Genomic DNA, 12,785 nt, shown 5'->3' on the forward strand with positions numbered 1-12,785 from the left:
GGTCTAAAAGGCAGAAGCTGAGAGAAAACAGGACCTGAGTTGTCCTAGCAATGAGCAAGCCTCAGTAAACTAAGCAGTCGGCGGTTTCATTAGGTAAAGAGCAACAAAGTATGGAAACTATTAATTGGGACGCGCTGGGCGCCATTGGTGATTTCGGCGGTTCAATCGGTGTATTTATTTCCTTGATCTACCTGGCCCTGCAGATGCGCAGCAGTGCATCGGAGACTCGCGATGCCAGTATCCATTCGGTGATGGAGTTGGCGATACAGTTTCGCGCAGAGTCTTACTCGGGTGACCTGGCAGAAATTCGCTACAAAGCTGCCACCGGCGAAACTTTGAGTCCGCTGGAGTCACTCAAGTTTGAAGGGTATCTGTCGGCGCTGTTTGAGCTTAATGAACTGGTGTTTGTGCAGTACCAGAAGAAAAACCTGGACCCTGAATACTTCGAAGCCTGGGAGCGCCGCACTGGTGCGGCAATGTCAGTGCCACGTATCCAGCAGTTCTGGGCCAAGACCAAAGCCGGCTATCGCGCCAGCTTCGTCGACTATGTGGACGGTCTGCTAAAAACGGCGAGCTAAACAAACACCAGCAGGGATTGGGCCTCTTTCTTGGCATCGTCCAGCGTGGCGTCCTGGTTGGAAAGCAGGTTTTCCAGGAAGCGCTTGCTCAGGTAATTCTGTATATGGATTCTGACCCTTGCTTTCACAATGGGCGGACTTATCGGCTTGCTGATGTAATCTACAGCGCCGGCATCCAGGCCGCGCTCTTCATTGGCGGTGTCGGTCATACTGGTGACAAAAATCACCGGAATATCCTTGGTAGCTTCGCCAGCTTTAAGGGCTTCGCAAACCTGAATGCCGTCCATGCCTGGCATCACCATGTCCAGCAATACGATATCGGGATGTTGCACTTGGGCGATTTTCAGGGCCTGCTCGCCGCTGGTAGCAACACTCAAAGCATAGTCGCCAGCGAGTATGCTGGACAGAATTTTGATGTTGCCGGGTTCGTCGTCGACGATCAGCAACCGGCTCTTCTCTGGTATAGTTTGGTTCATTGCAATTTCCTGACTTGATCTGGCATTTCGATACAATACTATCGCGGCAGTGTATATTACTCGTGCTTGGATATACTAATAAGGACGCATTGTAAACGTGAATAAACCAGACAAACCTGTCAGCGTAGAAGCACAGCAGTTCTCGAACATTACTTTAGCGACCAGCCTCCTTTTTCTTACGGTGGGCTTGATATCCGGATCACTGGCCATATTTTTTGGCAGCCCGGTAGCGACGACGCTGGCTTTGTTTGTTTTTGCGCTGATTCTGCCGCTGGCCATTATGGCCCACTTGCAGGCCAAAAAAGATAACGTCGACCGTGCCGTAGGGCTGGTCTCCAGCGTTTGGTACATCATATCGGTCTTCATGATTATTATTGGCGACCGGCTCTACGGGGTATTGATCGTTACGGCGACCCTGCCCGTGCTGATGGTATTGCCCTACGTGTCGCTATTGATGTTTCGATGGGTTATCTCCGGCTCGATTGTGTTGATTGTGGTCGGCAGTATCACCAAGCTTTTGCCGACCTGGTACACCGCAACAGTCCCCGATCACGTCATAGCCGATGTCGAATCTTTCAGCGTCACTGCGTTGTCGGCTGTGGTAATGCTGTCCCTGTGGCAGTCAGGAGGCAGGCTAAAGCAGGCTGCCGAGGGTATGCGCAAGGCGATAGTCGCGCTAAAGGAGTCAGAAAAGTCCCTCGAGCTTAAGGTTGAGGAACGTACAGCCGAACTGGAGCAGGCCTTTCGGGAAATAACCGCGGTCAACGACATTGCTACGCTGGTCAACTCGACGCTGGACGTAGACACGGTCATGGATACGATCTACCACGGTCTGCAGTCCATGTTCAGTTTCGAGCAGATGGGCGTGTTTACCGTTGATAATGAAGATAACCGACTGCGGCTCAGGCAGCAGGCAGGGCGTCCCTTCCCGGCAGTGCTGGATGAGTTCCTGATCGAAAAAGGTCTGCCGCTGGATGCCGCAGACAGCTTTGCCGCCGCCAGTGTGGTCGGGGGCGAATCAATTTTTCTCGGGCATATCACGATGGATGTCGTTGAAGCTGCAGGGCGGCCTACTGACAAACTGATCGTCAGCCACCACCCGCTTAAATCGTTGCTCATGTGCCCCCTGAAGATCGAGAACCGAGCGATGGGTTGTATCTATTTTGCAGCATCTGAGGAGCCCTTTGACTTAACCGAGAAGGATATTGAGTCTATCGAGCGTTACGTGACGCAACTGGGAACCGCCGTGCGTAATGCGCAATTATTCCTCAGCGCCGAGGAAGCTCGCCAAGAAGCAGAAGCGGCGAACGATACCAAAGGCACTTTCCTGGCCAACATGAGCCATGAAATCCGTACACCGATGAATGCCATTATCGGGCTCACCGGCCTGTGTCTCGAAACAGACCTGGATAACAAGCAAAAGGATTACCTGACCAAGGTTGATAACGCCGCCAATTCTCTGCGGACCATCATTGACGACATCCTTGATTTCTCCAAGTTGGAGGCGGGCAAGTTCGAGTTTGAATCGATTCCGTTTTCGCTCAACGAGGTGCTCGATAACCTTGCCACCATCTGCATGGTGCGCTGCCAGGACAAAAAGCTGGAGTTGGTGTTCCAGCGCGACCCAGCGCTGCCGGACGTATTATTGGGTGACCCGACCCGGTTGGGACAGATACTGATCAACCTGGCGGGTAATGCCATCAAATTTACCGACAAGGGGCAAATCATTGTCGAAGTACGCGAAACCAGCCGCGATGGCGACCGGGTGAAAGTGCATTTCGATGTGCGTGACAGCGGCATCGGTATGAATGAAGAGCAGCTGGGGCGCCTGTTTCAGTCTTTCTCCCAGGCCGACAGTACCATCAGCCGCCAGTACGGCGGGACCGGACTGGGTCTGGCCATCTCGCAGCAGCTTACCGAGATGATGGGCGGGCACATAGAAGTCAACAGTGTACCGGGCGAAGGCAGCAGCTTTCACTTCACACTGACGCTTGAGCAGGCGGCGATCGAAGAGGAGCAGCCCGCCCGCACTGAGGTACCTCAGGGCCTGAACGTGCTTGTCGTTGACGATAATGAGGCGTCCCGCGACATATTGCAGGAGTATCTGGTGTCCTTTGGTTATACAGTGACTGTGGCGGAGACCGGCGAGCAGGCACTGGAAATAATGCGCCCCCAGCACAGTTTTGACCTGGTGTTGCTGGACTGGATGATGCCCGGTATGACGGGGCTGGATGTCGCGCTGGCTATTCGCGATGGAGCCAGAGTGCCAAAGATTGTGCTGCTGTCCTCCTGGGAGATGCCCAGTAGTGAACACGAATCGATGGTAGATGCGTTCCTGGCTAAGCCGATCAAACCCTCTGCCTTGCTCGATACTATTATGATCGCCTACGGCAAACAGGTGGTGCGCCGTGCGCGCAAGTTTGGCACTAGCACCGGGCCGGGAGATCTGTTGCCAATTCGCGGCGCGCGTGTGTTGGTTGTTGACGACTCAGAGATCAATCTTCAGATAGCCTGCGAGCTACTGGAAAAAGTGCCGTTGGTGCTGGATACAGCCTGCGACGGCAATGACGCCGTCGCTAAAGTGCGCGCTAATGACTATGACTGCGTGCTGATGGATATTCAGATGCCGGGTATGGACGGCTACACAGCTACTGGTGTGCTGCGCGAGGACTACCCCTATGATCAATTGCCGATTCTGGCGATGACCGCCAATGTTATGGCCGAGGATCGGGCACGGACGCGCGATGCGGGTATGAACGGCCATATTGCCAAGCCGGTGGACCCGGCCGACCTGTATCAGGCACTGCTTAAGGCCATTCCCGAGGCCGACTATAGCCATAACCTGCCGGCAGGTGTGGCCGCTTCAACAATAGCAGATGCGGCTCCTGTCGACCCCGCATTGCCCGCCAGTTTGCCGGGCCTGGAAATTGCTGAGGGCCTGCAGCGGTTGGCCAACAATGAAACGCTCTACATGCAATTACTGGCTGATCTGATGCGCGAGTATGCCGATGCCCCCGATATTATTGGCGAGCTGGTGACCGCTGGCAAAGCAGATGAGATTCGCGGTGCGGCGCATAAGATCCGCGGTATTGCCAACAACCTGGGCGCGGCTGCGATCGGTGCGGCTGCGCAAAGCATTGAGCAGACAGCGCTCGACGGCGAGCCGGTCAGCGGCGAGCAAATTAAAACGCTGGCAGCTGCCTTGGTGCAGGCGCAGGAATCAACCGCAATACTACTCCAGGATTATCAACTGCAGCCGATCGCTGACGGTGGCGGTGCTATTGATGTTGCCGCCGTGCTCGGGAATCTGCAGGCAGCCGTGGCAGCCTTTGACCCAGCCGCTACCGAGCTGATTGATCAACTGCTGGCCGGGCAGGCCGGAGGTGATGCAATGGCGCCGCAACTGAAGCAGCTGCGCGACTTGCTCGACAATTTTGATTTTGGCGCTGCAGAGCCCCTGCTTGTCGACATTGAGCGGGACTTGAAGTCCGCGTGAGCAAGCAGTGTCGCGCCAGGCTGAGCCCTTTGTTGCTCTTGCTGTGCGTATTGGTATCCCCGGCATACGCCGTGGTGGTGGACGATGTTGCGCAGCCAGTATCACTGGCCGGGCAGTGGCAATTCAAACTCGGCGATGATCCGGCGTGGGCCATGCCGGAGCTGGACGCAAGCCAGTGGCAGGCGACTGCGGTGCCAGGCCATGCTCCCGCAGGGCATGCCGGATATTCCGGTATGCTGTGGTTTAGGCTGGCGGTGCAATTGGACACCTCCAAGCAGAATGTACGTGAGAATATGGGCCGACTGGCTGTTTCACTGGGCGGCGTTATTAGTGCCTACGAAATTTACGCGGGCGGTATCAAGCTTGGCGGGGTTGGCGGCCTGCCGCCAAACGCGGCCGCCGTTTACGACAAACATGCCACCTTTTCGATTCCGGCAGAGGCTATAGATGCTGATGGCCGTGTGGTGTTGGCATTGCGCGTTTGGCGTGACCCCGCTATTGGCAGCTCCTGGGAAACCGGCCCCCACCTCGGTGAATATTTGTTGGGCACTATTGGCGACCTCCGGCAAAAGCAGGTCTCGGCGGCGATACTCCCAGAATTCCTGCTTGCCGTTCTCTACCTGGTGCTCGGTGTGTACCACCTGCTGATTGCGCGCCGCAATCCCATACTCAAAGAGTTTCTCTGGTTCGGCCTGTTAAGTTTGGTACTGGCCGGTTACACCTTTGAAACCAGCCAGAGCAAGTTTTTTCTCGATGTGCCTTACCTCTGGCACAAAAAAGCTGAGTTTGTTTTTCTCTATATCATGCCTGTGGTGTTTGCCAATACGCTGTTGGGTGCAACGCGCACCCCACCCAATCTGATGACCCACGGCTTTGCGGTTATCTTTGTGCTGTTCTTTGTTACCGCCGTGGTGCTGCCATTGGACCTCACTCTGCGCTACACCCTGCGGCCGTTTCAGGCAATTGGTGCGCTCTGGGCGTTCTCTATGGCGGTTATGTTGGGGTGGCGTGCCTATCGCGGCAGTCGCTCAGCCATGGGCGTGGTTGTCCTGATGATGTTACTTGGCCTTGCCGTGGTCAACGATGTGATTCTGGAAAGCGCCATTCTGGGCACCGAAAGCCTGTTGTATATTGTCGCTGCACTACTGATCTTTCTGATCGCGTTGATGATGGCCGAACGCTACACGGAGATACTCAAACAATTGGAGTTTTCAGTGGAACAACGCACGGTCGAGCTGGTGCATGCGAACACTGAACTGGAGGGCGCGCTGGCAACCAAGGGGCAGTTTCTCGCCAAGATGAGCCACGAGCTGCGTACCCCCATGAACGCCATTCTGGGGTTAACACGGTTGGGCCTGGCCACAGACTTGAACCCACAGCAGCGTGACTACTTTAGCAAGGTGGAGAGCTCTGCTGCCGGGCTGCAGGGGATTATCGACAATGTGCTGGATTTTTCGCGGCTGGAAGATGGCGAACTCGCCTGTGCTCCCATCCCCTTTGCGCCCGGACAACTGGTAGGCGACTTGTCCGAGCGCTGGGGAGTTCGTGCTGAAGAGGCGGGGCTTACATTCAATGTATCTTTCGATGAACAGATTCCAGAGGCAGTGCTGGGTGACGCGGTGCGCATTAATCAGGTGCTCGATAGCCTGCTGAGCAATGCGGTGGAGTTTACCGAGCAGGGCAGTGTTCAGCTTGACGTTACTTGCGCGCAGGCAAGCGGCGCTGCAGCGAGTATACGTTTCTCGGTTGCTGACACTGGCCCGGGCATTGAACCTGAGCAGCAGGTCCAGCTGTTTGACGCTTTCTCTCAGGCCGACAACAGCATGACCCGTGAGCACGGCGGCACCGGCCTTGGCCTGGCGCTGGCGCAGAAGTTGGTGCAACTGATGCAGGGAAATATCACGCTACAGAGCGTGCCTGGTGCAGGCAGTACTTTCAGTTTCGAACTCATGTTACCGATCACCGACGCCCTCCCTGCTGAGGTAAGCGATAACCAGCCGCTAGACCTGACGCCGATTCGCGGCGCGCGCATTCTGCTGGTGGATGATGCACCGCTCAACCTGCAGGTGGCAGGGGAACTGCTGCGTCAGGCAAAACTGATCGTCGATACCGCGGAGAATGGTGCAGAGGCGGTGGAGAAAGTGAATGCAGCACCCTACGATCTGGTATTAATGGATGTACAAATGCCAGTAATGGATGGCTATACGGCTACCCGTGCTATTCGCGCCAACCCACAATTCACAGCATTGCCGGTACTGGCAATGACCGCCAACGCTATGCCGCAGGATCGTGAGCAGGGTGAGGCGGCGGGCATGAATGCCTATATTCCCAAGCCAGTTGCTCCGGATGACCTGTACGCCGCATTGCTCAAGTGGATAGCGCCCGGTGAGCGCGATTTTGACGAAACGGAGTTTGCCGCTACCGAGCCAGCTGCATCCGTCGATGAATTGCCTGAGTCAATGCCCGGACTGAACCTTAAGGAAGGACTGGCGCGAGTGGGTGGTAACACCACGCTCTATCTTAGTTTGCTGCAGGACTTGTGCAGGGACTATGCGGATGCTGGCGAACAGATCAAAGCAACACTGGCTACAGGGGATACCGACAACGCTGCGGCCCTGGCGCATAAACTGCGGGGCATTGCCTTTAATCTGGGTGCGGGTGAGTTAGGTGCCGCAGCGCAGGTCATTGAGCAGGGCATAAAGAGCGGCAGCGAGGTGACTGAGCAAGATCAGGCGCAGTTGGCAGAGGCGATTGCACTGACACGCGACTCCCAGCGCCAGCTGGCAGACTATAGTGACAACGAGTCACCCGCGGAGGCGCTCGATGCGCAGCAGCGCAATGCGACGTTTGCCAATATTGTTGCGGCGGTTGCGGAGAACAATCCTGAGGCACTGGATATGGCGCAGTCGCTGCTGGAAAATCTTGACGAAGCAGCGCCCGGTTATGCTGAAGTAGCTGCGGCTATGGCGGCACTCGATATGTATGACTTTGAACAGGCAGCGGAGCAGTTGGCGGCGGCAGAGCCGCACTTCAGCGCCAGCTAATGACTGGCCTGAATATCGAATGCAGCCCCGGCTGTCAGCTGGTCTACGGATAAGCTGGTTGCGCGCAAGGCACCGAGGTTCAGTAGAGCATTGCAGTACGAGTGCGGAAGTTACTCTGCGGCACCCGAGGTGCTCACAATGGTGTAAGGTAAGGCTTCCAATTTGGATCGAGCTGGGGAGCTGAGCCCTATGTCACCCGAACATCTTCGCGTTATCACCGTCGTCTATACCAGTGCCTTGCTGCCGCTCATTATTGTGCCGTGGTTGCGCAGTCGGGGGCGCCTGCCTGACTGGGTGCCTGCGGCTTATCTGGGGAGTTTTTTGTTGTGCGCGCTGGGCTGGGAGATCTGGTTTACCTATGGGCTGGTGGCGGGCGATGCGGTCGACCTGCGGCGAGTGGATGTACTTAATCAATTCCTGCCCATGCACATCAACTGGCTGCTGAACTCGCTGGCCGATGCCGGCAGTATTACCCTGGTTGGCCTGTGGCTGATGTGGCTGAGCGCCGGTAAGCGCGCCGAGGTATTTGAGTCCTGGCAGTGGTGGCCATTCGCGGTCTTTATGGTGTGGGCTCTGGGACAAAATGTTGTGGTAGAGATGTTTCTTTATCACGACCAATTGGCCGTGGGTAAGCCGCTTTCGTGGGCACCGCTGGCACCCGGAGGGCCTTGGTGGAACCCGCTGTTGTTCGAGTTCAACGGACGCACTATTACCTTTCAGGGGCAGGTGCCCTGGCTGCTGGCGCCCTGGCTGATCTACGGCGGCGTCATTGCATTGGTGCGGCGCCAAAACCAGGCTGGCGCTTAGTGCTCTTGCCTTGTTTCACCGTCAAGTGATGGCCGCACGCCCTTATAGATCATCTTCCGCACGGCTAGCGGAAATAGGAGGCTCTGCACCGACCAGCGCGGAAACCGAAAACTGCCACCATCGGGTTGGAATACGCGCAGGCCACTGTCGGGTAAGTTAGGGTCCTGCACACCATAAATCGAACCCCAGCGATTTTCCGGCGCTGAATAGGGCTTCATGCGGTCCGGTTTGCCCTGCAGGCTGGCGCGTATATTGTGGCCGAGCAATCGATACCCCCAGTTGCGCGCGGAGGAGCGGTTAGGGTCGGTGGCGGCAATATCGCCCACCGTGAAAATATTGTTATAGCCGGGTACCCGCAGAAACTCGTCTGCTTTTACAAAGCCATCACGGTTAAGCATATCCGCAGGAACAAAGCTGTTGTTGGGTGTCACCTTACCCAGAGCCCACAGGGTGATATCGGCCTGAAAGTCGTCCTGCCCGCTGGACCAGTTGACTGGCTCAGTGGTCAAGCGGTCGCCGCTAAAGTCAGACTCTACCTTAGCCCGGTGCTGGGGGTGCAGATGCACACCCACATTTTCCAGATGCTTGGTTACTTGAGCTCGGGTGCGTGGGTGATAGCCGGGCAGGGGTTGTTCCTGGCTGTAGAAGAAGTGCACGGCCTTTGCCGGGTGCTGCGCCGCCAAATTTGCGGCCACGCTCACTCCGGTAGCACCACCACCAATAATCGCCGCCGAGTTGGCAGCCAGTAATTGCTGCGAGGCGGCCTCTATCTGGTTATTAATAGTCGCCAAGTCCGCCAGAGAATTGTCGCGCCAAAAACCATTGGTAACGCCGGAGGCAATAACGAGTGCATCGTAAGGCTCTACCATCTCAGTACCATCGGCTCGCGTTATCGTGACAGTGGACTGGTCGCTGTTAATAGCGCTGATAAGTCCTTGCACTGTGCGCACACCGTCCAGTTTGCGGTAGCGCTCATACGGCATCAGGTAATCTCGCTTCCAGGCCTGAGGTTGGGTCAGGCGCAGGCCTAATTCTTGACCGCTCACCAGGCAGGGTTTGGGGCTGACGCCCAGTATGTCGTAGTGCTTGCTGAGGTTTATGGCGACCAATAAACCGGTGTCCCCAAAACCGGCGATGAGGATGCGTTGCTTCATTGCTGGGCCTTATGGATTTGCGGCTCAAGGTTAGCATAGTGCAGCGTGATCGACAGGAAGCAGTGAGCCGGCAATAAGCGGGAATGTTTGCTCACTGGCACTATAACCCGGAGAGAGGGGTTGCTGATCAAGCCGGTTAGATTGCTCAATTCACCTGACGAAATGTAGGGATAAAGCGGGCTATAACTGCTTATAAATTGCACCATTTCTGTTGACTTGCAGAGCAATCTCCTTAAACTTACTTGACGCAAGCAAGCCAATTTAACGATAACTTATAATTAGCTGGCAGCAAGACATGGCGGTAGCAAGAGCGCCAAAGTCCAGCAGAGGCAGTCATGGCAACCGAAGCAGCTACTCTAGAGGCGCTGACGGCAAGAATCACCGAGCTCGAGAGCAGGTCGTCCATTCGCGACCTGGTATCTGACTATTGCCATGGCTTTGATAAACGAGATTACGACAAGTTTCTCTCTATTTGGTGGGAAGACTGCGTTTGGGATATTGGTCCGCCGTTTGGCCGCTTCGAGGGACACTCGGGCATTCACGAAGCTATTTATGACGTGTTGTGGCCAGCGTGGGGCGAATCTCACCACTTGAGCACTAATCTCAAGATTACGTTCAGCGATACAGACAACGCCACTTCCATTTGTGATGTTGATTGCATGGGCAAACTGATTGATGAAGATACCTGCACCATTGTGGGTGCCACTTATGCCGATCAGTTACAGCGCCGCGCCGGAGTCTGGAAAATCTTGCAGCGCACAGTCACCATCCATTATTTCAATCCCATTCCAGGTACTGTGCTGTCGGCCCCGGAGGCTGGCTAGTAACTGGAGTGAAACAATAAAAACCTAACCGCACGAATACTGTAAACCCATAAAAATTTTGATGAATCAAGTCAGGAGTCTACACATGAAAAAAAGAGCCTTAACAACCGCAATTGCTGTTGCTACTACGTCGATGGGAGTCTCGCTCGTGTCGCCACTTGTTGGCGCCCAGGAAGGAGGAGCGCTGGAAGAGATAGTGGTCACTGCCCGTAAACAGAACGAGAGCCTGCAGGACGTCGGCCTGGCTGTCAGCGCAATGAGCAAGACAGAAATCGAGCGTACTTTTGCTCGTGACATAATGGACCTTGCCAGCATCTCTCCTAACATGATTATTGATGACACCGGGCAGGGACCTGGTGGAGTAGCGGCAATCTTTATTCGCGGCATTGGTGCAGCTGACGTCGAGAAAAACTTCGACCCGGCTGTGGGTGTGGTAAAAGATGGCATCTTTATAGGTGCCAATGCCGGCTCACTGCTGCGCAGTATCGACCTGGCCAGCATTGAAGTCCTGCGCGGACCACAGGGCACGCTGTTTGGACGCAACACTATTGGCGGCCTGATTAATGTTACCACTACCCAGCCTACTGGCGAGTTGGGCGGCAAGGTTCGAGCGGGTCTAGAGGATTACGACACCTATTATGTTGACGGTATTCTCAACTTTGGTATTACGGATACGCTGGCCGCTAAAGTCAGCCTTGCCAAACGCGATCAAGGTGAAGGCTACTACGACAACGCCACCACCGGTGAAGACGGCCGCGGAGCGGTTGACTACCAAAGCTATGGCTTGAACCTGCTGTGGGCTGCCACCGACACACTGGAATTTGAGGTCACTTACCAGAAAGAAGAAACAGAGCAGGATACGCCGGAGCTGATCAACACCGGACAGGATCGTCACCTGTTCTGTAACAACACCGGTCAGCAGCCCGGTAACGATGTCGACTATGGCTACTGCTCGCCTTCACTGAAGGCGCCTATATCTGGTGACCGATACACGACTTTGAACCGGGGTCTCAGGTCGGGCGGAGGACCCACTGCGACCAGAGACAACCCCGTCGTCATTACCAGTGCAGCGGATGCCGTGGCTATCCCGCTTGAGGCTACTTTTGATACTGAATTTTATTCCTTGGAAGGTCGCTGGAACATCACTGACAGCTATCGCGTCGACTACCTCTTCGGTCACTGGGAGTCAGACGAAGAGGCTATCACCAACTGGGATGGCACCCCCGAGCTGTTATACAGTACCAGCCGTCCTGGCACTTACGAGCAGGATAGCCACGAAATGCGCCTGACTTATGATGGCGGCGGTAATCTTAGCTTCGTCGGCGGTCTTTACTACTGGGAGAACAGCTACGTTGCTATCTCCAATAGCTGGGTAGGCTTTCCTATCCCGGGTTCAATATTGGATATTTATCAGTTCACCGAGCAGGACACAAAGTCCACGGCCATATTCTTTGAAGGTGACTACGCGGTAACAGATGCGTTGACACTGACTTTGGGTGGGCGCTATACCGAGGACGAAAAGAAATCCCGACAGGAAGGTAATGTTGAAACCATCTCTGGCGAATTCACCAGCAACCCCGCAGAAGAGTGGGAGGAGTTTACCCCCAGGGTTGGAGCGCGTTACGCCTTCAATGATGACCTGATGGCATTTTTCACCTACTCGAAAGGTTACCGTAGTGGCGGCTTCAACGGTCGGGTGGCCTCGGTTGAAGAGGCGCGCGACCCCTACGATCCGGAAACTGTTGATAACTATGAGCTGGGTATTAAGTCCGAGTGGCTTGATAATCGCCTGCGTGTGAACGCCAATATGTTCTACATGGAGTATGAGGACAAGCAGGAGGAGCTGCAGCTGCCTGACTCTAGCGGTACAGGGCAGAAGACGATCGTTACCAATGCTGCCAGCGCTACCATTCAGGGTATAGAAGTCGATATACAGGCGTACATTACTGATAATCTCAGTCTGCGCGGTAATCTCGGCTATCTGGATACCGAGTATGATGGGTTCCAGTACGAAGACCTGGGTGGCAACATTGTAGATTTGTCAGACTTGGAGTTTCGTCGGGCGCCAGACTTCACTGGTACTCTGGACGCAACCTACGAGTGGGATATGGCCGGCGGCAACGCATGGGTCAGAGGCTCTTACCACTACATTGGCGAACACTATACCAACGTGACCAACTCGCCTGAACTGGAGAACGATGCCCAGCACCTGGTGGATGCCTCGGTGAACTACGCCATGGAAAACGGACTGCAGTTTAGTTTGTTCGGGCGTAACTTGACCGACGAAGACGGCTATTCGCACGGTTATGATGTAGCGGGTCTGTGGTCGTACGCAGCAACACGTGCACCGCGTACTTATGGTGTCGAAGTGGTTTACAACTTCGGTCAATAAGGTAGGCAGCTAAA

The 12,785-nt window shown here is 55.2% G+C and carries 8 protein-coding genes; 6 read left to right on the forward strand and 2 right to left on the reverse strand.

Annotated features, from left to right (window positions below; translation table 11 throughout):
* Window positions 1-110 precede the first annotated feature (110 nt).
* Window positions 111-578, forward strand: coding sequence for a hypothetical protein (locus EYC98_RS18365; RefSeq protein ID WP_279246851.1), 468 nt, complete (start codon window positions 111-113; stop codon window positions 576-578).
* Here the strand turns inward: EYC98_RS18365 and EYC98_RS18370 are convergent.
* Window positions 575-1,054: a response regulator gene (locus EYC98_RS18370; RefSeq protein WP_279246852.1), complete on the reverse strand. Its 480-nt coding sequence runs from the start codon at window positions 1,052-1,054 to the stop codon at window positions 575-577. The genes EYC98_RS18365 and EYC98_RS18370 overlap by 4 nt on opposite strands.
* 97 nt (window positions 1,055-1,151) lie before the next feature.
* Between EYC98_RS18370 and EYC98_RS18375 the strand changes: the two genes are divergently transcribed.
* The 3 genes from EYC98_RS18375 to EYC98_RS18385 all read left to right on the forward strand — a co-directional run bounded on the left by EYC98_RS18375 (window position 1,152) and on the right by EYC98_RS18385 (window position 8,401).
* Window positions 1,152-4,550 carry a hybrid sensor histidine kinase/response regulator gene (locus EYC98_RS18375; RefSeq protein ID WP_279246853.1) on the forward strand — a complete coding sequence of 1,133 codons (3,399 nt, stop codon included), beginning with the start codon at window positions 1,152-1,154 and terminating at the stop codon, window positions 4,548-4,550.
* Window positions 4,547-7,594 (forward strand): hybrid sensor histidine kinase/response regulator, encoded by a 3,048-nt coding sequence (locus tag EYC98_RS18380; RefSeq protein ID WP_279246854.1) that lies wholly within the window; start codon window positions 4,547-4,549, stop codon window positions 7,592-7,594. The genes EYC98_RS18375 and EYC98_RS18380 overlap by 4 nt, the downstream gene beginning before the upstream one ends.
* Window positions 7,595-7,783: 189 nt before the next feature.
* Window positions 7,784-8,401, forward strand: a complete 618-nt coding sequence (locus EYC98_RS18385; protein WP_279246855.1) for a hypothetical protein — start codon at window positions 7,784-7,786, stop codon at window positions 8,399-8,401.
* On the opposite strand, the gene EYC98_RS18390 is transcribed toward EYC98_RS18385, so the two are convergent.
* Window positions 8,398-9,555: an NAD(P)/FAD-dependent oxidoreductase gene (locus tag EYC98_RS18390; RefSeq protein ID WP_279246856.1), complete on the reverse strand. Its 1,158-nt coding sequence runs from the start codon at window positions 9,553-9,555 to the stop codon at window positions 8,398-8,400. The two genes, EYC98_RS18385 and EYC98_RS18390, sit on opposite strands and share 4 nt — an antisense overlap.
* 335 nt (window positions 9,556-9,890) lie before the next feature.
* On the opposite strand from EYC98_RS18390, the gene EYC98_RS18395 reads away from it, so the two are divergent.
* A complete protein-coding gene (locus EYC98_RS18395; RefSeq protein WP_279246857.1) occupies window positions 9,891-10,379 on the forward strand; it encodes a nuclear transport factor 2 family protein in 489 nt (162 codons plus the stop codon).
* 85 nt (window positions 10,380-10,464) lie between these two features.
* Entirely contained in the window at window positions 10,465-12,771 is a 2,307-nt protein-coding gene (locus EYC98_RS18400; protein WP_279246858.1) for a TonB-dependent receptor, read from the forward strand.
* Window positions 12,772-12,785 lie beyond the last annotated feature (14 nt).

Source organism: Candidatus Litorirhabdus singularis, assembly GCF_026262625.1.
Classification (GTDB): domain Bacteria; phylum Pseudomonadota; class Gammaproteobacteria; order Pseudomonadales; family Halieaceae; genus Litorirhabdus; species Litorirhabdus singularis.